The organism is Nitrosovibrio tenuis, from assembly GCF_900109785.1.
Taxonomy (GTDB): Bacteria; Pseudomonadota; Gammaproteobacteria; order Burkholderiales; family Nitrosomonadaceae; genus Nitrosospira; species Nitrosospira tenuis_A.
On the sequence record NZ_FOBH01000001.1, the window covers coordinates 405,743 to 429,216 of the forward strand.

The 23,474-nt window shown below is 54.2% G+C and carries 19 protein-coding genes; 15 read left to right on the forward strand and 4 right to left on the reverse strand.

The annotated features are described in order from the left end of the window. Position 1 precedes the first annotated feature (1 nt). The 11 genes from pyrH (at position 2) to BMX00_RS01875 (ending at position 10,953) form a co-directional block, all read left to right on the forward strand. Positions 2-718, forward strand: a complete 717-nt coding sequence (gene pyrH, locus BMX00_RS01825) for a UMP kinase (protein WP_090826460.1) — start codon at positions 2-4, stop codon at positions 716-718. A gap of 93 nt (positions 719-811) precedes the next feature. Next, positions 812-1,369, forward strand: a complete 558-nt coding sequence (gene frr, locus BMX00_RS01830) for a ribosome recycling factor (RefSeq protein WP_090826465.1) — start codon at positions 812-814, stop codon at positions 1,367-1,369. Positions 1,370-1,478: 109 nt separating this feature from the next. After that, complete coding sequence (gene uppS, locus BMX00_RS01835) at positions 1,479-2,276, forward strand: polyprenyl diphosphate synthase (RefSeq protein ID WP_245727538.1); 798 nt, start codon at positions 1,479-1,481, stop codon at positions 2,274-2,276. Between the two features lie 50 nt (positions 2,277-2,326). Next, positions 2,327-3,148 (forward strand): phosphatidate cytidylyltransferase, encoded by an 822-nt coding sequence (locus BMX00_RS01840; RefSeq protein ID WP_090826471.1) that lies wholly within the window; start codon positions 2,327-2,329, stop codon positions 3,146-3,148. Continuing rightward, complete coding sequence (gene ispC / locus BMX00_RS01845) at positions 3,145-4,332, forward strand: 1-deoxy-D-xylulose-5-phosphate reductoisomerase (RefSeq protein WP_090826475.1); 1,188 nt, start codon at positions 3,145-3,147, stop codon at positions 4,330-4,332. The genes BMX00_RS01840 and ispC overlap by 4 nt, the downstream gene beginning before the upstream one ends. 321 nt (positions 4,333-4,653) lie before the next feature. After that, positions 4,654-6,021: an RIP metalloprotease RseP gene (gene rseP, locus BMX00_RS01850; protein ID WP_090826478.1), complete on the forward strand. Its 1,368-nt coding sequence runs from the start codon at positions 4,654-4,656 to the stop codon at positions 6,019-6,021. Positions 6,022-6,023: 2 nt separating this feature from the next. Next, the gene (bamA, locus tag BMX00_RS01855; RefSeq protein ID WP_090826481.1) at positions 6,024-8,306 is read left to right on the forward strand and encodes an outer membrane protein assembly factor BamA; all 2,283 of its coding nucleotides are present in this window, start codon (positions 6,024-6,026) and stop codon (positions 8,304-8,306) included. An 85-nt stretch (positions 8,307-8,391) separates the two neighbouring features. Next, on the forward strand, positions 8,392-8,919 hold the full coding sequence (locus tag BMX00_RS01860) for an OmpH/Skp family outer membrane protein (protein WP_425433855.1): 528 nt from the start codon (positions 8,392-8,394) through the stop codon (positions 8,917-8,919). Between the two features lie 101 nt (positions 8,920-9,020). Next, positions 9,021-9,458, forward strand: a complete 438-nt coding sequence (gene fabZ, locus BMX00_RS01865) for a 3-hydroxyacyl-ACP dehydratase FabZ (protein WP_090826486.1) — start codon at positions 9,021-9,023, stop codon at positions 9,456-9,458. Between the two features lie 146 nt (positions 9,459-9,604). Beyond that, positions 9,605-10,207, forward strand: coding sequence for a ribonuclease HII (gene rnhB, locus BMX00_RS01870; protein WP_090826491.1), 603 nt, complete (start codon positions 9,605-9,607; stop codon positions 10,205-10,207). 248 nt (positions 10,208-10,455) lie between these two features. Further along, on the forward strand, positions 10,456-10,953 hold the full coding sequence (locus BMX00_RS01875; RefSeq protein ID WP_090826494.1) for an FKBP-type peptidyl-prolyl cis-trans isomerase: 498 nt from the start codon (positions 10,456-10,458) through the stop codon (positions 10,951-10,953). A 34-nt stretch (positions 10,954-10,987) separates the two neighbouring features. Here BMX00_RS01875 and mutS read toward each other — a convergent pair whose 3' ends face one another. From mutS to BMX00_RS01895, 4 genes are all read right to left on the reverse strand, one after another. Next, a complete protein-coding gene (mutS, locus tag BMX00_RS01880; protein ID WP_245727548.1) occupies positions 10,988-13,693 on the reverse strand; it encodes a DNA mismatch repair protein MutS in 2,706 nt (901 codons plus the stop codon). Between the two features lie 238 nt (positions 13,694-13,931). Beyond that, positions 13,932-16,670 (reverse strand): MGH1-like glycoside hydrolase domain-containing protein, encoded by a 2,739-nt coding sequence (locus BMX00_RS01885; RefSeq protein WP_090826496.1) that lies wholly within the window; start codon positions 16,668-16,670, stop codon positions 13,932-13,934. A 3-nt stretch (positions 16,671-16,673) separates the two neighbouring features. Continuing rightward, positions 16,674-18,740 carry an amylo-alpha-1,6-glucosidase gene (locus BMX00_RS01890; protein ID WP_090826498.1) on the reverse strand — a complete coding sequence of 689 codons (2,067 nt, stop codon included), beginning with the start codon at positions 18,738-18,740 and terminating at the stop codon, positions 16,674-16,676. 129 nt (positions 18,741-18,869) lie between these two features. Further along, the gene (locus tag BMX00_RS01895) at positions 18,870-19,679 is read right to left on the reverse strand and encodes an inositol monophosphatase family protein (RefSeq protein WP_090826500.1); all 810 of its coding nucleotides are present in this window, start codon (positions 19,677-19,679) and stop codon (positions 18,870-18,872) included. A gap of 38 nt (positions 19,680-19,717) precedes the next feature. Here BMX00_RS01895 and BMX00_RS01900 point away from each other — a divergent pair, with 38 nt between their 5' ends. From BMX00_RS01900 to BMX00_RS01915, 4 genes are all read left to right on the forward strand, one after another. Further along, complete coding sequence (locus tag BMX00_RS01900; RefSeq protein WP_090826502.1) at positions 19,718-20,554, forward strand: RNA methyltransferase; 837 nt, start codon at positions 19,718-19,720, stop codon at positions 20,552-20,554. A 282-nt stretch (positions 20,555-20,836) separates the two neighbouring features. Beyond that, positions 20,837-21,307 carry a Fe-S cluster assembly transcriptional regulator IscR gene (gene iscR / locus BMX00_RS01905; protein WP_090826504.1) on the forward strand — a complete coding sequence of 157 codons (471 nt, stop codon included), beginning with the start codon at positions 20,837-20,839 and terminating at the stop codon, positions 21,305-21,307. Between the two features lie 79 nt (positions 21,308-21,386). Then, positions 21,387-22,559: a cysteine desulfurase family protein gene (locus tag BMX00_RS01910; RefSeq protein ID WP_090826506.1), complete on the forward strand. Its 1,173-nt coding sequence runs from the start codon at positions 21,387-21,389 to the stop codon at positions 22,557-22,559. A 28-nt stretch (positions 22,560-22,587) separates the two neighbouring features. Beyond that, complete coding sequence (locus tag BMX00_RS01915) at positions 22,588-23,433, forward strand: MlaA family lipoprotein (RefSeq protein ID WP_090826508.1); 846 nt, start codon at positions 22,588-22,590, stop codon at positions 23,431-23,433. The last annotated feature ends 41 nt before the right edge of the window (positions 23,434-23,474 follow it).

Here is a 23,474-nt window from a genome sequence, read left to right on the forward strand (position 1 = left end):
CATGAAGACTGCGGCTTACAAGCGTATTTTGCTGAAGCTCTCCGGCGAAGCCTTGATGGGTGATCACAGCTATGGCATCAATCGTGCAGTAGTTGAGCGTATCGTCGCGGAGATCGCAGATGTAACCCGGCTGGGGGTTCAGGTGGCCGTCGTCATCGGGGGTGGCAATATTTTTCGGGGAATGACTTCCGCAGAGGATGGAATGGATCGCGCCACCGCCGATTACATGGGAATGCTGGCTACCGTGATGAATGCCCTGGCACTGCAGGATGCCATGCGTCGTGGTGGACTGATAAGCAGGGTGCAGTCGGCGCTTCGAATTGATCAGGTAGTTGAACCTTATATTCGGGGTAAAGCCATCCGCTACCTTGAAGCAGGCAAGGTCGTTATTTTTGCCGCCGGTACGGGCAACCCGTTCTTTACTACGGATACCGCTGCCGCGTTGCGCGGGATGGAAATGAACGTGGATATCGTGCTCAAGGCCACCAAGGTGGATGGCGTATACGACTGCGATCCCAAAGAAAATGCTCACGCCGTACGCTATGAAAAATTATCATTCGATACCGCCATTTCACAGAATCTCAGGGTGATGGATGCTACTGCCCTGACACTGTGCCGTGACCAGAAGCTGCCGCTCAATGTGTTCAGCATTTTCAGGCCCGGTGCGCTGAAGCGTGTGGTGATGGGTGAGGACGAAGGAACACTGGTAGAGGTTTGAATTCCTATATCCCGATTTACATCCAGCTTAGCCCGATCAATCCATCCCCTTTTCAAGGGCAACTCATTCCCGACTTCCATTCGTTGACATATCATGATCGCCGACACTAAAAAATCCGCCGAACAAAAAATGCAGAAAAGCCTCGAGGCATTAAAGCTGGACTTGGGCAAAGTGCGGACCGGCCGGGCTCATACCGGTCTGCTGGATCATGTTACAGTGGACTATTATGGCGCGCCCACGGTTATCAATCAGGTAGCCAATGTCAGCCTTGCCGATGCGCGCACCATTACTGTTGCGCCGTGGGAAAAGAAGATGCTGAGCGCGATCGAAAAAGCCATCCGTAACTCGGATCTGGGCTTGAATCCCGTAACGATGGGCGAGCTCATCCGGGTACCGATGCCGCCGTTGACCGAGGAACGCCGTCGCGACCTCACCCGAATAGTAAAGCATGAGGCCGAAACTGCGCGTGTGGCGATGCGAAATATTCGTCGCGATGCAAATGCCAATCTGAAGGAGTTGCTCAAGGAAAAGAAAATTGCCGAGGACGAGGAACGCCGGGGGCAAGAAGAAATCCAGAAGCTCACCGACCGCTACGTTGCGGAAATTGAGAAAGTCCTGCAAATCAAGGAAGCCGAGCTGATGGCAATCTGAACGTGAGGGGGAAGTCTTCCAAGTGCGAATTATCCCCGATTTTGGCGTTGCCCCAACCCAACGGGTGCCACTGATTCAACTATATTCCAACTGTGCCCAACTGTGCCCAATGCTTCCCAACACCAGTTCAACCCGCGAAATACCTGAGACCAGCATGATTCCACGGCATATTGCCATCATAATGGATGGCAATGGTCGATGGGCAAAAAAAAGGTTTTTGCCGAGAGTGGCGGGGCATAAACGCGGAGTGGAAACGGTCCGCACCGCTATCAGAGCCTGTGTCGATCGCGGTGTGGGATATCTCACCTTGTTTGCTTTTAGCAGTGAAAATTGGCGTAGACCCTCGGACGAGGTCGCGTTCCTGATGCAGCTTTTTATAAATGTGCTGGAGCAGGAGGTTAGCAAGTTGCATGAGAATGGTATTCGCTTCAAGGTAATTGGCGATTTGTCGAAATTCGAGCCCAAGATCGTCGAATTCATTCGCAATGGCGAAGCGCTCACAGCAGACAATAAACGGTTCACGCTCACCATCGCCGCGAATTACGGTGGTCGCTGGGACGTCATGCAGGCAGTTCGCAAGATGTTGGCGCAACATCCGCAATTGGCAGACTGTTTCACTGAACAGGATCTGATGCCGCATTTCGCATTGAATTATGCTCCCGAACCCGATCTGTTCATTCGTACAGGCGGCGAAAAACGCATCAGTAATTTCCTGCTATGGCAATTGGCTTATACCGAACTGTACTTCACCGATACCCTTTGGCCCGACTTTGACGCGCATGCGTTAGAGCTTGCCATTCAGTCCTATCAGCAACGCGAGCGCCGGTTTGGGCGCACCAGCGAGCAACTTCAAATACCGCCGTCCACCCATGGGGGAAGGGAAGTTGCAGCCCAAAGAACGGCGTAGCTTCCACGCTTTCCCGGTCGGTTCAGTTTGGGTCTCAACGGGGAGCGGGCGTGCTTAGGGCAAGAGTTCTTACCGCCATAGTCGTGCTATGCCTGTTTTTGACGGCATTATTCTATTTGCCGGCGATTTTCTGGATGATATTGCTGCTTGCGTTGACGGTGACGGGCTCATGGGAATGGAGCCGGCTGGCACAGTTTTCTGTCTCTCATTCCATCATCTATCTGTTGCTTACCACCATCCTGGCTGGCGAATTGCTCTTCGTTTTGAGCCGAGCGGTCGTGGCTGACCCATATACCACATCATTTTTAAGTTTTTATGTGGCATCGCTGATATTCTGGTCGCTGATCGTTCCCTACCTGCTGAAGTCGAGATATCCAATCAGGAATCCATTCTTGCTGGCTTTAACAGGCTGGTTGGTGCTATTGCCGACGAGCTTTGCCTTATACCAGCTGCGGGCTATCGATCCGCTGCTCTTGCTGGGATTCATGGCTGCGATCTGGATATCCGATACGGCAGCATATTTTGCCGGACGTGCCTGGGGAAAACACAAGCTTGCGCCCGCCATCAGTCCGGGCAAGACCTGGGAAGGCGTTGCCGGCGCACTGGTGGCGGTTACCATTTATGCGCTGATATGGAGCCATATCGCCGGGGAAGCAGCGCACATCAAGTTTCTGATGCCGCTATTGCTGGTACTCGCCATAATGGGCATCCTCGGCGATCTGTTCGAGTCTCTGATTAAGCGTCATGCGGGCGTTAAAGACAGCGGCAATATTTTGCCGGGTCACGGTGGTATACTTGACCGCATCGATGCGCTTACTTCAACACTTCCCCTAGCTGTCCTGCCACTTTTACTTTTACAGTCTGACCTATGATAGCCGTTCGTCATCTCACCATTCTTGGCTCTACCGGAAGCATCGGCGTAAGTACATTGGATGTGGTTGCACATCATCCCGACCGGTTTTCCGTTGTTGCACTGGCTGCGAACAAGAATGCAAAAAAAATGCTGGAACAATGCCGTCACTTCCACCCGCGCTATGCAGTGTTACTGGATGAAGCCAGCGCCGATTGGCTGGCAGCTGAAATTCGCGCCGCAGGACTTGATACCGAGGTACTTTGGGGTGTCGAGTCGCTCGAAAAAGTAGGATCGTTGCCGGAAGTCGATGTGGTCATGGCGGCGATTGTAGGCGCTGCCGGGATACGTCCCACGTTTGCCGCCGCCCGTGCGGGCAAGCTGGTATTGCTTGCGAACAAGGAAACCATGGTGATGGCCGGGCGCATTTTCATGGATGTGGTCAAGGAAAATGGCGCTACCCTGTTGCCTATCGATAGCGAACATAACGCCATCTTTCAGTCACTGCCACATCATTTTAAAGGGGACTTGCGGGAGGCCGGAGTTCGCCGCATCCTTTTGACCGCATCAGGTGGCCCCTTCCGGCAGACATCGTTGGCCCAGCTGGAGCAGGTAACACCGGGGCAGGCTTGCGCTCATCCCAACTGGGTGATGGGGCAAAAAATTTCGGTTGACTCCGCCACAATGATGAATAAGGGTCTGGAGGTCATTGAAGCAAGATGGTTATTTGAAGCCCAGCCCGAGCAAATACAGGTTGTCATCCATCCTCAAAGCATTATCCATTCCATGGTCGAATATGTGGATGGCTCGGTGCTGGCTCAACTTGGTAATCCCGACATGCGCACACCCATTGCTCATGCTTTGGGCTTTCCCGAAAGAATCGAAACCGGCGTAACGCCTCTGGATATGTTTAAGGTGGCCAGGCTGGATTTCGAGGCTCCTGATTTTAAACGCTTTCCTTGCCTCAAGCTTGCATACGAGGCGTTGGCGCTCGGCGGTAGCGCGCCGGCCATACTGAATGCCGCCAACGAGGTGGCGGTGGAATCTTTCCTTAAATCCCGCATGGCATTTACGGCGATCCCGGCCATGATTGAAGATGTCATGCAAACAGTTGGACACAAGGATATCGCCACGCTTAACGATGTGCTGGCGGCGGACAGGGTGGCGCGTGAAGCGGCACATGAATGGTTGGCATGCCTCGCATAAGGTTCCTGAGCCATTGGCCTTCCAAAAGGATCAGCCTGTCACCTGTCACTCGTCTTCAACTAATCCTCATGACAGTTGTCGGCCCGCGCATCTGCACGAGCCCGAACGCAGAATTCCCCTGAACCCGATTCAAAACACAATTGATCACCCCTTGCCGGAGTATATGCTAAACAGGTACTCATTCTTCCAATGGCCTGCTGACCGGCCTGATCATATTCTCCCGCTCTTACAGCATCAGCTTCATGTTGCACAAGACTCAGATCAACTCTCCATTTGAAGCTCGCCTGAACCGGTTTTACCCGAACCCCATTATCCATTGATATGACATTTGTTTCCACCATAATCGCTTTCATTATTGCCCTGGGAGTGCTGATCCTGTTTCATGAGTTTGGCCACTACCTGATGGCAAGATGGGTGGGAGTTAAGGTGCTCCGTTTTTCCATCGGTTTCGGCCAACCCTTATTAACCCGGCGCTTGGGGAAAGATCAAACAGAATGGGTCGTAGCCGCTGTTCCGCTCGGCGGCTATGTCAAGATGCTGGATGAGCAAGAAGGTACAGTTGAGCCTCAGGATCTGGCGCGCGCATTCAACCGCAAGCCGGTCGGTTATCGGTTCGCCATTGTTGCGGCAGGACCAATCGCCAATTTCTTGCTGGCGATCCTGCTTTATTGGTTCTTATTCATGCTTGGCGTCAGTGGTATGAAACCGGTCCTGGGCCCGGTTAAACCTGCAACGCCTGCGGCGTTCGCCGGTTTCCAGGGGGGGGAAACCATTTTGAGGATTGGAGCCGAGCTCGTCACAACCTGGCAGGATGCTCGCTGGCTGCTGCTGTCAAAAGCGGCGGACAGGTCCCCATCCGTGGACGTGGAGATACGCGGCGCCAACGGCGAAATTGCCATACGACAACTGGATTTGAGCCATATCGACGCAGATGATCTCGAGGGAGACTTCCTGAAGAAAATCGGTATGATTCCATATCAGCCAGCAGTGAAGCCTATCATTTCCCATATTACTTCGGGCAGCGCGGGCGATCGTGCCGGTTTGTTGCCCGGTGACGAGATCCTCTCGGTGAATGGCAAGAACATCGGTTTTTGGGAAGACCTCGTACAGGAGATACGGGAGAACCCGGGCAGAAAATTGTCGCTGGAAATCCGGCGTAACGACAAGACTGTTGGCATAGACGTTATACCCGATACGGTTACCGAAGACGGACAGAAAACGGGAAAAGTCGGTATCGGTCCACAAATCGACCATGATGAACTAGCAAAACTACTGACAGAGGTCAGCTATTCCCCCGGATCAGCCATGATCAGGGCGATAAAAAAAACCTGGGAAACATCCGTATTTACACTGCGGATGATAGGCAAAATGGTGGCGGGGGAAATGTCGTGGAAGAATGTGAGTGGCCCCATCACAATCGCAGACTACGCGGGAAAGTCGGCTCAAATGGGTGTCGCCTCTTACCTGAGCTTTCTTGCAGTCATCAGCATCAGTCTGGGCGTGCTGAATTTGTTGCCTATTCCCATACTGGATGGGGGGCATTTAATGTATTATGTGATCGAAATAGTCAAGGGCAGTCCGCTTTCTGCCAGAGCCATACAAGTTGGTCAACAGGTCGGGATGGCGCTTTTATTTGCCCTGATGGTTTTTGCCATATATAACGATATCAGCCGCCTCCTCCCCGGTTAAGTATGAAAGTCAGAACCCTCGTTGCGCTTGTTTCTGTTTTTTGCGCTTCGATTTCATGGGCGCGTGAGCCATTCGTAGTCAAGGATATACGGATCGAAGGCATCCAGCGCACCGAGGCCGGAACGGTGTTCAGCTATTTGCCGGTGAAGGTGGGCGACACGCTCGATGACGAAAAGGCGGCCGCTGCCATCAAGGCGCTGTATGCAACCGGTTTCTTCAAAGATGTGCGGCTTGAGTCTGAAAATGGCGTGCTCCTCGTGGTGGTCGAAGAGCGGCCCGCCATTGCGCAGATCAGCATCGTCGGCGCCAAGGAATTCGAGAAAGATAAGTTGAAAGAAGGCCTGAAGCAGGCGGGTCTCGCGGAATCCCGCATCTTCGACCGGGCGACGCTGGAAAGGGCTGAACAGGAACTGAAGCATCAATATATCAGCCGCGGTAAATACGGGGTAAAAATTACCACCACTACCACGCCGCTCGAACGCAACCGCGTAGCGATCAACTTCCATGTTGACGAGGGGAAAACCGCCAAGATCCGGAAAATAAATATTATCGGGAACAAGGAATTCCCGGAAAAGGAATTGCTGAGTGCGTTCGTATTGCGGACTCCCGGACTGTTGACCTGGTTCACCAAGGAGGATCAGTATTCGAAACAGAAGCTCTCCGCAGACCTCGAGTCGCTGAGATCCTTTTATCTAAATCGCGGTTATCTGGAATTCAGCCTGGAATCCACCCAGGTATCCATCACCCCCGACATGCAGGATATTTACATTACCGTAAATATCGTCGAAGGTCCCAAATACACCGTTTCAGAGGTCAAGCTTGCCGGGGAAATGCTAGTGCCGGAAGCAGACTTGCGCAAGCTCATAAAACTCGCGGTGGGAGACGTTTTCTCACGGGAACGCCTGACTGAATCAGTCAAGCTCATTACCGACCGTTTGGGCGATGACGGGTACGCGTTCGCGAACGTCAATGCATCACCTCAACTGGATAAGGAAAAACAACAGGTAGGGTTCACCTTCTTTATAGATCCCGGACGCCGGGTTTACGTGAGGCGTATCAACATAACCGGAAATACCCGTACCCGGGATGAAGTGATACGCCGGGAGATGCGGCAATTCGAAGGAGGCTGGTATTCCACCAGCAAGATCAACCGTTCAAAACAACGCGTAGACAGGTTGAATTATTTCAATGCGGTCAGTATCGAAACGCCGGCCGTTCCGGGCGCTACCGATCAGATTGACGTAAACGTTGACGTCAAGGAAAAACCTACGGGCGCTGTCATGTTTGGCGCGGGTTATTCCAATATGGAAGGTTTGATACTGAGCGGTTCAATTGCTCAAGACAACATATTCGGCACGGGGAAATTCGTCAATCTCATGGTGAATACGGGGAGCGTCAACAAGACCTATTCACTATCTTATACCGACCCCTATTTCACCCGCGACGGCATAACTGCGGGGTTTGATCTTTACAAACGCACGCTCAACACGGCCACGCTGGTCGCGGTGAACAGTTTTAATACCGACACCACTGGCGCGGGTTTGCGATTTGGAATCCCGATCAACGAGAACGATAGCATCATGGCCGGCCTTGGGGCGGAGAATGTGATCATTCACCTGGGCGACAATAGTCCGCAGCGCAACGTTGATTTCGTGCAAAAATTCGGAAAGAGCACCATCAATATACCGATGACTCTCAACTGGCGGCGCGATGGTCGCGATAGCGCCATTTGGACTACTTCAGGTACGACACAACGCGTAGCTGCCGAGGTTGGCTTGCCGGGGGGCGATCTCACCTATTACAAATTGAGTTATGACCTAAGGTGGTATTATCCTCTGACCGATACCTTCACACTCATGCTGAATGGGGAACTGGGATACGGTGGCGGCTATAATGGCAAGGAGCTTCCGTTCTTCAAAAACTTCTTTGCCGGCGGCAATACCTCGGTTCGCGGTTACAATATCAGCTCATTGGGGCCTCGTGACAGCAATAACCGGACACTGGGGGGCAATAAGCGCGCAGTCGGCAGCATCGAATTACTATTTCCGATGCCGGGGCTGAAGAACGATCGATCGGTGCGCCCGAGCATATTCCTTGACGCCGGCTCGGTCTGGGGTCCAGGCGGGGTGATACCGGAGCAGGAGGGGTTGCGCTACTCGGCAGGCATTGCTGTCATGTGGATTTCACCGATGGGTCCTCTTAAGGTCAGCGTTGCTCAACCCTTGAATAATCATCCAGGCGATAATTTACAGCGGTTTCAGTTTCAATTTGGGCAGCAGTTCTAGTTGAAAAAGCCGGCGTAGCGCCCCTGCTGGCTCATGTAGATATGGGGAACTTTCAGAGGTTCCTATGAACATTCCGGAGAAAAAATTGCAAGAAAACGTTCTGTGGCGGCGGAGTATAACCACGGTGTGCGTCCTCTTCGCGTTCGCCTGGGGAACGGTTGGTGCGCTGGCGGATGAAATAAAGATCGGCGTTGTTGATACCGAGCGGATTCTTGCCGAGTCAGCGCCGGCTGTAAGAGCACTGAAGAAAATAGAAAAGGAATTTTTGCCACGCGACCAGGAACTCAAAAAGATGGCGTCCCAGGCAAAGGCGCTTCAGGATGTTCTGGAAAAAGACGGAAAAACGATGGCTGAAGCAGACCGGCGCAACAAGGAGCGTGATTTGGCTACTCTCAACCGCGAATACCAGCGTGCTCAACGGCAGATGAGGGAAGATCTGAGCCTGCGCCAGAACGATGAAGTTGCCGCGCTACAGTTGATTGCCACAAAAGCTATCCAGGTTATCGCCGAAACAGAGAAGTACGACCTGGTATTGCCGTTGCGGGATCTGGTCTATCGCAGCCAGCGCATAGACATTACCGAAAAGGTCATCAAGGCCCTGGCGGACAAATAATTACTGCAATATTCCCGCAAAGTTTCAGCCGGTATGCCGAAGAGATAGCAATGGCTATAGTCTTTACGCAATTAATGACTTGAAAATCAGGAAAATGTTTAATGGATATCCATGAAATACTCAAATATTTGCCTCATCGCTATCCATTTCTGCTCGTGGATCGGGTTGTGTCATGCGAAGCGGGAAAAGATATTACCGCCCTCAAGAATGTGACTATCAACGAACCTTTTTTTGGCGGTCATTTTCCTCATCATCCGGTGATGCCCGGTGTGCTGATTATCGAGGCGTTGGCTCAAGCGGCTGCGATTTTGACGCTCAAGACCGTGAATCTACAGACGGACGACGATTCCCTTTACTATTTTGTCGGTATCGACGGCGCCCGCTTCAAAAAGCCTGTTCAGCCGGGTGACCAGTTGATACTCAAGGCAACGATATTGCGGGAGCGAATCGGCATCTGGAAATATTCCGCCCGGGCGGAAGTGGATGGCCGTGTAGCGGCAGAGGCAGAGCTGATGTGCACGATGCGAAGCAAGCAGTAACAGCCGAGTTTTTCCACTACTCAATTGTAAATATATAAATTCGAGCCGGATGATTCGTTAAAAGGGTGGGCATCATCCGCCACCTGAAAGTTACCAGCTGAAGTTAGCTATAAAAGATTGGCATAATCAGAATTAAAGCAGGAGATATGGAAAGCCCAGCCGATGAATTCAACCGGGTGTGTGGCGTCGACGAATCCGGCAGAGGACCATTAGCGGGGCCAGTGTTTGCCGCGTGCGTCATACTCAATTCTGCCCATCGGATCGAGGGCCTGGCGGATTCGAAAACCCTTACTGAACAGCAACGCAACAGGCTGACTATCGCCATAAAAACATATTCCATGGCCTGGGCTATTGGGTCTGCGTCGGTTAGAGAAATTGACCGCCTGAATATTCTCCAGGCAAGCCTGCTGGCTATGAAGCGTGCCATTAAAAGTCTTTCCCTCATTCCCAGCAGGGTACTGATCGACGGCAACCATAGTCCTCGTCTGAGTTTTCCCGTAACGACCATCGTCAGAGGCGACAGTCTTGTGCCGGAGATTTCCGCGGCTTCGATACTGGCCAAGACCGCTCGCGACGCGGAGATGGTGGCGTTGCACCGGCGCTTTCCAAATTATGGCTTCGACCGGCATAAAGGATATTCGACGGAGGCGCATATTGCGGCATTACGCATACACGGCGTTTCGGTGGTGCACCGGCGCAGTTTTGCGCCTGTCAGGGAATTAATGGGGGAAATTGAAAAGCTCGGGTGAGGTGAGAATTGGCGATTGTATGCCGTCCTACTAATCGCAAGATAAAATCCTCGTTTATTGCAGGATTACGGTTTTAAGGAAATAACGCATTTCCCTTCATTTCAGTCTTCTTTCGTAGCGGCCGGTAATGCGGGAACCTGCTCTCAACAGATCAGTTTGATCGGATCGAAGGTTTCGGTGCTTCAAAAAGTACGATTTATTGTTCAATTTTTATCCATGTCGCCAATTAACTGAGGCCCTCTAATATTATGCGCATCGAAAAAGATACCGTGGTGTCACTCAAGTATGAACTGTCCGATCTCACCGGAAAAGTGGTGGAGAAGCCGAGCGAGGCGATCAGCTACTTGCACGGGGGTTATGACGGTATTTTTCCGATGGTCGAAGAGGAGCTGCATCACAAAGAGGTGGGGTACAGTTGCTCGGTTTTAATGGAACCGGAAAATACGTTTGGCGAGTACGACAGCGAATTGGTAAGGGTGGAGCCGCGCGAGCTCTTTCCGGACGACGTTACGGTGGGAATGCAGTTCGAAGGAGGACAGGAAGGATCCGACGATACCCTGATCTACACCGTAACCGATATTGCCGAAGACAAGGTGGTGGTGGATGGCAATCACCCCCTGGCCGGCATGGCTTTGCGTTTTGATTGCACAGTTACAGACGTCCGCCCCGCGACTGTGGAAGAACTATCGCATGGGCACGCTCACGGACCCCATGGACATGGACACGGGCACGGGCATGAACATTAACGGGACCTCCTCACGCCGCAGCTGACAATACGGACTATTGCTTTTCCGCTGCCTTTTTCAACGCATAAAGTTCTTCCAAAGCCTGTTTGGGACTTAGCTCGTCTGGTACGATTGCACGCAGCAATGCAAGAACGGGATGTTCGGGCGGGCTTTCCGGGCTTTCTTTGATTTGTTTCATCGCCGGCTCCTGTGAGAACAAATCGCGTTGTAGTTGGCTCCCAACCGGTTGCCTGCCGATACTTTCCTGCTCAAGTTTTACTAGATATCTTCTTGCCGTTTTGATCACCGGTTCAGGCACTCCCGCCAGCGCCGCCACCTGCAGGCCGTAGCTCTGGCTGGCCGGTCCCTCCTTGATGGCATGGAGGAATACAATATGATGCTTGTGCTCCACCGCATCAAGGTGGATATTGGCTGCGTGCGCGAACTCCTCCGCGAGTCTTGTCAATTCGAAATAATGCGTCGCAAATAAGGTATAGCTTCGGTTCTTTTCCAACAGATACCGGGCAATTGCGAAGGCCAGCGCCAGGCCGTCAAAAGTCGACGTACCTCGTCCTATTTCATCCATCAACACCAGGCTTTGCGCGGTGGCGTTATGAAGGATGTTCGCGGCCTCGGTCATTTCCATCATGAATGTCGAACGCCCACCGGCAAGGTCATCGGATGCTCCGATCCGGGTAAAGATCTGGTCCATCGGCCCGATGCGGGCGCTTGCCGCCGGAACGAGGCTGCCACAATGAGCGAGCAATGCGATCAGCGCGACCTGCCGCATATAAGTAGATTTGCCTCCCATATTGGGGCCAGTAATGACCAGCATTTGCCGTTGAGCTCCGCCGCATGCGCCAAACCGCACATCGTTGGCAATGAAGTTCTCCACCTGGTTTTCCACCACGGGATGGCGGCCTGCTTGAATTTCAATAACGGCCTCATCGGTAAAGACCGGCAATGCGTAATCGAGTGCGAGCGCGCGCTCGGCAAATGCCGCCAGCACATCCATTTCGGCGACGCTCCGGGCGACCTGTTGCAAATGGCCAATATATGCTGACAGCGTATCTAGCAATGCATTGTATAAAAATTTCTCCCGTTCCAGTGCGTGCTCCTGCGCCGATAGCGCCTTATCCTCAAAAGCCTTGAGTTCCGGCGTGATATAGCGTTCGGCGTTCTTCAACGTTTGCCGTCTGCGATAGTCATCCGGAATCCTTTCGGTGTGGGCATGAGTCACTTCGATATAAAAACCATGCACGCGGTTATATTCCACCTTGAGATTTGAGATTCCCGTCCGTGTTTTTTCCCGTGCTTCCAGTTGCAGCAGAAATTCGCCACAATTATTTTGTAAGGCACGCAATTCATCCAGTTCGGCGTCGTAGCCATCCGCTATGACTCCACCTTCACGCAGCACGAGCGCGGGCTCTTCCCGTAGCGCCCGATCCAGAAGCGCGACAAGTGCAGCGTCGGGCGTCATCGATTGCGCCAGCGCCGCGACGTGCTGGCTGACGTGTTCAGGGATGGCATCAACGGTGGTAATCGTTGCAACGACCTTGGGCAGCTTTTTGAGACCATCACGCAGCCCTGATAAGTCTCGCGGGCGCGCGGATCTCAGAGCGATACGTGCAGCGATGCGCTCAATGTCCGATATGCGCTTGAGACAGTCCCGCGTTGCGAGATACGGTCCCAATCCCGCTTCGCCCATTAAAAATGAAACGCCATCGAGCCGCTTCTGAATCGCCTCACGATCGCGCAAGGGATGATGCAACCACTGCCGCAGCAGGCGGCTGCCCATGTTCGTTGAACAGGTATCCAGGAGCGACAGCAATGTCGGCGACTTATTGCCAAGTATGGTCTCGGAAATTTCCAGATTACGGCGCGTGGCCGCGTCCATGCGCAGGTGGGTACCGTCTCGCTCCACCTGCAGCCTGTTGATATGCGCAATACCCCCGTCCTGGATACCCATGCCTTGGATACCGCTGCGCTGGGCACCTTGGGTTAGGCGCGCATAGTCCAGTAGGGCGCTTGCAGCGCCCAGCGAAGGATGCAGACCATCACAACCGAAACCGGACAGATCATGCGTACCAAATTGCCGGGAGAGATTGCGCACGGCGGCTTCCACGTCGAATTGCCATAGTGGGAGACGTTTCCAGCCTGTTTGTTTGTGTGCATGGATATTGCCGAGTGCGGCAAGTTCCAGCGACTCAGGCAGAAGAATTTCCGAAGGCTTGAGGCGCTCAAGTTCACTCACCAGATTATCAAGCTTTGTTTCCGTGACGCAGAAGTGCCCGGCCGCCAGGTTGAGCCATGCCAATCCCAGCATTGATTCATGCACGCACAACGCAAGCAGCAGGCTTTCGGATTTTTCTTCCAGCAGTGCCGCATCGGTCAGCGTCCCCGGCGTAATAATCCGCGTGACCTCGCGCTCCACCGGCCCTTTGGAGGTGGCGGGATCGCCAACCTGTTCGCAGATCACCACGGACTCGCCGAGCCTGATGAGCTTTGCCAGATACTGCTCGGCAGAATGATAGGGCACGCCCGCCATCCTGATCGGCTCGCCCGCCGACGTCCCGCGACGGGTCAGCGTAATGCCGAGCAGCCGCGCCGCCTTTTCCGCATCCTCAAAAAACAGCTCATAGAAATCCCCCATGCGGTAAAACATCAGCATGTCCGGATGCTGCGCCTTGATGCGCAGGTACTGCTGCATCATGGGAGTGTGGTTCTCCGTGCTTTTATCCTTCTGGTTCTGTTTAAGCATTCCTTGTACTTTTGGTGATTCTCAGCAATTGGAGCATTGATATTAAAAGTGCTGGATTTTTATTGCTGAGGATATCGAGAGGTTTCGGCGCCAACTTTGTGGGGCCACTTGAGAATACGTTGATCGTTTTACCTTACGGATCCGGCGGTTAGCGATAAAAGAACCCGCCCCATACTCTACGACATGACCTTATATAACAAATAAAACAGGCCGGTACGGGTGGCTGGCCGCTAAGACGCTATGGTTCTGATGGAACAGTCGCGTCCTGCCGCTTCCAGTACTCGGGAATATCGGTATGGTAGCGGCGCATCACCAGATTTGCCACCAGTCCGCTCCAGCCGGTTTGATGCGCGGCGCCCAGTCCCTGGCCCGTTTCTCCGTGAAAATACTCATGGAACAGCAGCAGGTCGCGCCAGTTTGGATCGCTCTGATGCGGGCTATCCGGGGGAAAGGCCGGAATCAGGTCGTATTCATCACGGCGGAAAATGTCCGCCAGCCGTTCCGCCAACAGGGTGGCGGCATATTTCAGATTGATTTCGTAGCCGTTCAGGCACGGCGCGGGAAAAGTAAAAGCATCCCCCAGGTAACGGTGCATCTTTTCGATAGCCTGAACCAGCAAATAATTGGTGGGCATCCACACCGGCCCGCGCCAATTGGAGTTGCCTCCAAACAGCGCTGAGTTGGATTCGCCCGGCACATAATCGATGGCAGCTTTGCCTATGCCGGGAATATGCCCGAGATCTTGTTGGGTTGCGTGGCGCTTGGAAACGCTGCGCACGCCGTGAGGCGACAGGAATTCGTTCTCGTTGAAGAGACGCGGCAGCATTTTGACCAGCATCGCGGCATTAACCAGCGACAGCAAATGCTCCCCACGTTCATTGGTGGTTACCGGGCAGGCACATATGATGCTTCCATTAAACATGCCATCCTGATGTTTCCAGAGCAGGTCGTTAAAACGCGTGCGTCCCGCCAGTAAACGGGCATCCACAACCTCACTGGCGAAGAGAGGTATGATGCCAACCCAGGAAAAAACATTGATACGTTGCGCAGTGCCATCGGGGTTGGCCACGAGATCCTTGAAAAAGCCGTCCACGTCATCCCAAAGCGATACATGTGCGCCGGTATGACCGGCAATCGTGTTGGCGATTGCCAGAAACTGGCTGTAGCACTGTATCGCGATGTCTTCATAGGCTCCGTCTTCAACGGCAATTTCCAGCGCCATTACTGTAAGCTGCAGGGAGAACATGGCCATCCAGCCGGTGGCGTCGGCCTGTTTCAGCGTATAACCGGACGGTAGCGGACGGGAGCGGTCATAAACGGATATATTGTCCAGCCCGAGAAATCCACCCTCAAATACATTCATGCCGGTGGCATCCTTGCGGTTGATCCACCAGGTGTGATTCAGCAATAACTTGTGCAGCACGCGCTTGAGAAACGCCACGTCGCCCCTGCCGCGCTGCACGCGTTCCGCGCGGAACACCTTGAGGGCGCTCATGGCTTGCAGGGGCGGGTTCACATCGTCAAACGCCCATTCAAATGCAGGGACCTGGCCATTCGGGTGCAAGTAGTTTTCGCGCAACAGCAGCTCGATTTGATCCTTGGCGAAATCCACATCGACAAGCGCCAGCGCCGCGCAATGAAAAGCCAGGTCCCAGGCCGCGAACCAGGGGTACTCCCAGGCGTCGGGCATCGAAACCACATCATTTGCCTTGAAATGAGGCCAACGATGGTTACGCCCGTGTTCTCGCGCGGAAGGTGGTGGAACCCGGTCGCCTTTCAGCCAAGTAGAGACATCATAATGATAAAACTGCTTGTTCCATATCATGCCGGCGAGCGCCTGGCGCAGGATGCGGTGATCCTCAGCGCTCGCATGCGGCAGGAGCGTTCTGAAAAAAGCATCGGCCTCCGCACGGCGCTGGGTAAAAACCTGGTCGTGGCTGATGAATGGCTGAGTCTTAGGCTGGGCCGATAATATCAGATCAATTGCATGGGTTTGACCCGGCGCAACCACGAGTTTATGCACAGCGGCGAATTTGGTTCCCTGCTGCAGGGGATTCACCGCCGATTGGTCGCCATCGATGAGGAAACGATGAAACGCGTCTTTGACATACGGCCCTGCGTTGGGCACGTCCCACAACCGGGAGTTATTGGTCTCGTTTTCCGTGTAGAGAAGGCTGGCTTTTTGCTGCCCATAGAGATGGTATGTTCCCAATAAAGGGTGTTGCGCAGCGACTGCCCAGGCGGCGCCACCGGAATCGATGCGGCCGCCGGGGCCGATAGAGCCATTGGGTGCCGGTGCAGCACGCAACACAGGCTTTTCATTTATTTCATCCGACCACGACCAGGTATTGCGAAACCAGAGCTGCGGCAATAGCCATAACGCGGCTTCGCTGGGTCCCCGGTTGCTGGCGAGGATGCGGATATGCAGTTCCTCGGGCGAAGCCTTTGCATAGAGTATTTCCACGTCCCAGTAGCGCCCCTCGGCGAAAGCGCCGCTGTCAATCAGGCCGAATGGAGGATCTTCACGCGAGCGGCGCGCGTTCTCTTCTATCAGTCGTGTATAAGGAAAGGCCGATTGGGGATATTTGTAGAGATAATGGAGCCACGCGTGCGAAGGGGTGGCATCGAGATAAAAATAGCATTCTTTCACATCCTCGCCGCGGTTACCCTGGCTGCTGGAAAGACCGAACGCACGTTCCTTCAGGATAGGATCCCTGCCGTTCCACAATGCCAGCCCGAAACATAGCCACTGTGCCTCGTCCGAAATACCCCCAAGACCGTCTTCATTCCAGCGGTAGGCACGGGAGCGGGCTTGATCGTGATCGAAATATTCCCAGGCGCTACCGTAGCGGCTGTAATCTTCTCGAACCGTGCCCCAAGCGCGTTCGGAGAGATAAGGTCCCCACAGACGCCAGTTCTCTGCGCGATGCTGCTGGTTTTTGAGGCGTTGCCGCTCCGCGTCCGATTGAATGGGCATGCACTAATCCTCCTCTTTTTGTTTGGCTGCGCGTCGGACGCGCTCCAGTTTTACCCAAGCCTCCAGTATGCCAGCAACGCTCCATGCCTGTGACGGGGCGCCGCGCGGCTCATGAGGCGGTTCGCCATCGAAAATTTCCGAAATCGTGCCCAGGCCCGCATCCAGCAGATGGTCACGCATGGGGGCGAGACGGGATTGGGCCAGGTCGGCATTGCCCGTCACCCGGTATTCCGCCATCGCATAGTGAGGCAGCAGCCAGCTCCAGGCCGTTCCCTGATGATATGCCGTATCGCGTTCCCGCACACCGCCTTCATAGTGGGGGCGGTAACCAGGGTGTTCCGCAGCCAGCGATCGCAAACCATAGGAAGTGAGCAGATGACGCCTTGCCTCGGCCAGCACCAGCGCCTGGGCCGATGGCGAAAGCGGTGAATAATGCAGGGTCACCGCCAGGATCTGGTTAGGACGTATGCTCGCATCGTTGCCTTCCGGTCCATCCAGCACGTCATACAACCCGCCCTCCGGTTTCAGGAAGCGTTGAAACCCTTTACGCGCCTGCCCGGCCAGCGTTTTGTAAACATCGGACTTCTTGCCGATCAATTGACTGAATTGCATCATGCACGTGAGCGCATTGAACCACAACGCGTTAATTTCCACTGGCTTTCCATGCCGGGGCGTGACCACACAGTCGCCGACCTTGGCATCCATCCACGTCAGTTGTAGTCCGGGCTCTCCAACGCGCAGCAGGCCATCGTCTGGATCGGCGCCAATGCTATGACGCGTGCCGCGCACGTGCCAGTCAACCATTTCCTGAAGTAACGGATAAAATTCCCGCAATGTCACGACATCATGGCTGACTGAGATATACGCACGCCATGCTTCAAAGTACCACAGGGCGGCATCGACCGTATTATATTGGGGTTGGCCGCCCTCATCCGGGAGGGTGTTCGGCAGCATGCCCCGGTCGGCAAAACGGGCATATGCCGCGAGGATATTGCGGGCGGAAGCGTGGCGCCCGGTGGCTAGCAGCAATCCCGGCAGCGCAATCATCGTGTCCCGCCCCCACTCGCCAAACCATGGGTAACCCGCGATAATCAATTCACCGCGCTGCCCAAGCTGTTGCCCGGGCCGTTCCTGGTCTTCCTTCCCCGAGCTTTCCTGTCGTGGAGCAGGTCGTATTATCAAAAAATTATCGGCGGCCAATACAAGCTGCCGCACCCAGCATGGCGCGCCGCGCAATTCCGGGGCGTCGACCGCAGCAGTCATCAGTCGGGAAACATCGTGGGCGCGCCGGCGGCGGAGCAATTCCGACAGATGTGGCTGAGGCGCAGCCGCCCGCGTCGCCACCAGGCCGTTCCAATTAACGCTCAACGGCAATCGCATGTGTGCGGCGCACAAGTGCGCATCGCGATCTCCAAGGCCCCGCTCGTGTTCTCGCGCGAGATAAAAATCATCGATCCATTGATATCTTTCGAAGAGCTGGCCGCCATCGGCATAAAAATGCAATGCCGCGTCGCCGGCATGCCGGACACTGATATGGCGTTCGTCGCCTTCGATTGCGGGGCTGAACTCGTGTGAGATATTATCGCGGTGATGGCTGCGGTTATTTATCAGCAGATCGATGCCCAGATACACGGGCCGCTCCAATGCATGAGCCAGACGCCAGGCAATACAGGTCGTATGCTGGTCCTGCTCCATCCAGATGCATTGCTCCAGGATCAGGTCATCGATTGCGAAACGCCAGACTGGAATACTGCCATCGAGCTGGAACGATTCGATATGTATCAGTCCTTTTGGTTCAACTGCACCACTGCCCCAGCAATTGGTAAACAGCGGCCAGCTGCGCTCGCTGTCATGCAATGTCGCATCTGCTTTGACGAATATCAGGCGCCGCTCCAACGAGGTTTCCGCGGGCGCGATGAGCAGGCCATGGTAGCGCCGCGTCAGGCACTGAGCAATCGTGCCGCCGGCATATCCGCCGAGACCGTCCGCCAGCCACCACTCGCGCCTGCTGGCTTGTTCCAGATCGCAACAGGTTGCGCGGCCAAAGCGGATAATATCCGGCGGTTCCATACTTTGTCGTTCCCAAAAAGAGCGATGTCGCCCGTCTTTTCGTCGATCCTGCCTGAACATATCCGCCGCCTGCTTGCGGATATGCAAGGAAGAATTCTTCAGGGAATTCTTCGGAGCAATTCTTCGTTGTTAACTCATCTTTAAGTCTCTGCCCAGGTGCGGTGAAATGACCTGTATCATTTGCCCGAAGATTTTCGGATTGCCCGCGACCACATTACCGCTTTGCAGGTGAGTGGCGTTGCCGTCCATATCACCCACCAGCCCTCCTGCTTCCGTGATGAGCAGGCAGCCGGCAGCCATATCCCACGGCGAAAGCCCGAACTCCCAAAAGCCGTCGTAGCGTCCAGCCGCTACAAACGCGAGATCCAGCGCGGCGGAACCAGGCCGGCGGATGCCCGCGACCTTCGGCATGATATCCCTGAATATCGCCATATAGCTTTCCACGTTCGAAAACTCGCGAAACGGGAAGCCGGTGCCGATCAGGCAATCGGCAAGTTGATTGCGCTTGCTTACGCGCAGACGGTGATCGTTCAGATAAGCTCCCCGCCCGCGGCTGGCGGTGAACAGTTCGTTTGCAAATGGATTGTACACGACAGCCTGGGTCGGTATGTTTTTATGCATCAGTGCTATGGACACCGAGTAATGCGGGAAGCCATGAAGGAAATTGGTAGTGCCATCGAGCGGATCGATCACCCATTGATATTCCGACTTGGCGGGATCACCTTGAGCGCCGCTTTCTTCTGCTAGAATGGAATGGTTGGGATAAGCCTCCAGCAGTGTCCTGATGACAGCGTCTTCCGCCGCACCGTCCACTTCACTGACAAAGTCACTGTGTGCCTTTCGTGAAACATGCAGTAAATCCAGATTCTGCGCAGCGCGGTTTATGATACCGCCTGCGCGCCGTGCGGCTTTTACCGCAATGGTGAGCATAGGGTGCATTACTTGGGTTCGAGAATTGAACAGGCTGCGATTTTAATATGAATCCCCTCCAGCCGCTTGATAATGTCCGCGTAGTGCTAAGCCATACGAGCCACCCCGGCAATATAGGCGGAGCGGCGCGGGCAATGAAGACGATGGGGTTGGGCTCCCTCTATCTTATAAATCCAAGATCATTTCCCGACATGGAAGCGGAAAGGCGCGCCGCCGGCGCATGGGACATCCTGAACAAAACTGTGGTTTGTGCGGACCTTGACCAAGCCTTAAGCGGAACGGTGCTGGCTGCGGCGGTCACTGCTCGCTCGCGTGATCTTTCGCATGAGGTTTTTGATGCTCGCCAGGGGGCATTGGAACTTGTTTCTCATGCCCGGAAAAGTCCTGTAGCACTGGTTTTTGGCACGGAAATGTCGGGCCTCACCACTCAGGAGGTAAGCAAGTGCCAGATCATTCTGCATATTCCGGCCGATCCAGAATATTCATCGCTCAATCTCGCCAGCGCGGTACAAGTGATGGCGTACGAGTTGCGCATGGCGCTGTCGGAGCCCGGGCCTGTGCCACGAATAGCCGGGATGGCGGCACGCTTCGATGAAATTGAATTGCTGCTCAGCCATCTTGAGCGCGTCGCGGTCCGCAGCGGCTTTCTGAATCCTGAGGCGCCAAAACGGTTGATGCAGCGGTTGCGCCGATTGTTTGCCCGTACCCGGCTGGAAAAAGAAGAAGTCAACATATTGCGCGGAATTCTCGGCGCGTGCGAAAAACGGATGCAAACACCCCCGCCTATCGCTTTGGGCAGCTCGGGCGCGTCCGAGGAAATTCCAGGTGATTCCTGCATTGACCGCTCAGATGAAAACGAGCTGGACACCGAGCGGACCAGATAGAGGCATCTTCAATAGCCTGGCCGTTTGGCTGGAACCTCGGCTATTTTTACCATTCCAAGGGACGCCGTGTTGCCCCCAGACGCGAATTTGAGCTTCCAGCCAGGATTGTGAAGAAAATTGGCACTCACCCGGTGTAACGCAGCCACCTCAACAAAATAGTTGACCGCAATAGAGGGGCTTTATATACTTGACCAGCATTGTCGGGTATTAGGGGTTGTCGGGTATTAACAGCCGATAATTTTCAGAAAGTATTTTAAAGTATGAATTCTATTGGAGCAAAAAATGCGATTGACGACTAAAGGGCGTTTTGCGGTAACCGCAATGATTGATCTTGCCTTGCACAGCACCGAGGGGCCTGTTACGTTAGCGGACATTAGCGAGCGTCAGAAAATTTCCTTGTCTTATCTGGAGCAATTGTTTGGGAAATTGCGGCGCAATAAACTGGTGGGCAGCGTGCGCGGTCCGGGCGGCGGCTACTGCCTGACCAAATCAATGAGCGAAGTATCAGTAGTTGATATCATTCTTGCGGTGGATGAACCCATCGATGCAACGCAGTGCGGCGGTAAGGAAAATTGCCATAATGATCAGCGGTGTATGACGCATGACTTATGGGCCAACCTGAATGCCCGAATACGTGATTACCTGGCGTTGGTTACGCTGGAGCAACTGGTGGTGAGCCCCAAGGTGAAGGATATTGCGGTACTGCAGGATATGCGGGCGTGCAAGCAGCCGCAGGAAGCAGCCCTGGTATGACCAATCGGCAACGCCCGGAATCGGAACCGGATCAATTTCAATCCGGACACCGCGCCGATCGGTAGGCACAGGGCGACGAATGACCTACACATATTTCGACCATAACGCTACAACACCGGTGGATGATGCGGTGTTCGAGGCAATGCTGCCTTATTTCAAGAAGGAATTCGGTAATGCTTCCAGCCGTCATGTGCTGGGCATGGCCGCCCGCAGGGCAGTGAACGAAGCGCGCGAGCAGGTTGCAGGCGCGGTCGGGGTGCAACCATCGCAGGTGATTTTCACCAGTGGCGGATCAGAGGCGAATAATCTGTTTATCCAGGGCGCCGCAGGCTATCTGAAACCGGGAAGAATTATCGTGAGTTCGGTTGAACATCCGTGTGTCATGCGGACAGCCCAGGAGCTCGCGCGAAACGCATATGCAAAGTGGAACCTGCGTCGGTTGGCTGTGGATGGCCTGGGGCGGGTTGATCTCGCCGATGTGGACAGCGCAATGCTGGAACAGCAGCCTGGTCAACGCCAGTCCGCGCTTGTGTCGGCAATGCTCGCGAATAACGAAACCGGCGTCATCCAGGATGTTGGGGCAATCGCGGAGAAAGCGCGGGCGTGCGGCGCATGGGTGCATACCGATGCGGTGCAGGCTTTCGGGAAAATTCCTGTGGATTTTGCTTCGCTCAAGGTCCATGCCATAACATTGTCAGCCCATAAGATTTATGGACCCAAGGGCGCCGCGGCCTTGATCATGGATAAGCGGATGTCGCTCAAACCGCTCATTTATGGAGGAGGCCATGAGAACGGGCTGCGCTCGGGTACTGAAAACGTCCCCGCGATCGTGGGGTTTGGTGTTGCCTGCGGGTTAGCCAAAACGCGGGTGGCGGAAAGCGGTGCACGCCTTTTGGCAATGCGCGAGCGGTTGGAGCAGGGGCTGATCGGAATGGGGGCCGTTATTTTCGGACGCGGGGCCCCGCGTTTGCCCAATACGTGCTATTTTGCGTTGCCTGGTATCGAAGGGGACACCTTGGTGGTTCGGCTAGACAAGGCGGGTTTTGCAGTAGCAAGCGGCGCCGCATGTTCCAGCGTGAACCCCGGCCGGAGTCATGTGTTGGAAGCTATGGGCGTGGACCCGATGCTGACCCGTTGCGCGGTGCGCATAAGCCTGGGCAGCAGTAACTCGATGGCACAAGTGGAAAAGTTTCTCAAAGCTTTAGGCAAGGTAACTGAAGAATTGAGGCGAATGAGCATGATGACAGTCTGAAGCTCGTCAGTATTCGAATGGAGAAAAGATGGATTTGAGCTTGGCCAATTGCATTACACCATTTCATCAATCGGTGAGACTCAGCCATTCGAGGCTCTTGCTTTTGATAGCGAGTATTGTGCTGCTTTCGGGCTGCGCTACCATGCGCCCGCACAACCTGGAGGATGCTTCATCCGACCAGATCGACCCCTATGAAAAAGTCAACCGAAAATCCTACGCGCTCACCGATTTCGTTGACCGTAAGGTACTGGAACCGGTTGCCGATTTTTATATCGACTATGTCCCAACAAGAGTTCAGCGCTCCGTTAGCAATTTTTACGATAATCTTGCCTATCCAAATGTTGTTTTAAACGTCTTTTTGCAGGGTAAAGTGCGCCAGGGATTCCAAGATAGCCTGCGTTTTATCGTCAACTCGTCCTTAGGGGTAGGTGGACTCTTCGATGTGGCCTCACCCATGGGCCTGACGCAACATTATGAAGATTTTGGGCAAACGCTGGGCGTATGGGGTGTTAACGCAAGAACTTATCTGTTTATCCCTTTCCTCGGACCTAGCAGTGATCGCGATTTCCCGGGAATTCCTGTGCGATTCTTGACTCATCCGTTGTTTTACGCAGGCCTCTTTGCCGTGGGTGCGCCCGTCACGGTACCCCTTTCCTTTCTTGACGCTATTGACACACGGGCGAGGCTATCCGGTCCCATGAAGCTTCGCGACGAAGCTGCGCTGGAGCCTTATCTTTTTGTGCGTGACGCTTATTTACAGCAGCGCAAGCATTTAATATACGACGGAAATCCACCGCCTGAAGCGTACGAGGATCTAACGGAAGAGGAGTCGGGGAAAGAGAAACCGCAGAAAGAGAAACCGCCGGTCAAGTAATCGTACTTTCCAGCAGAGAACTGGTTGATTTCGGCCGATGC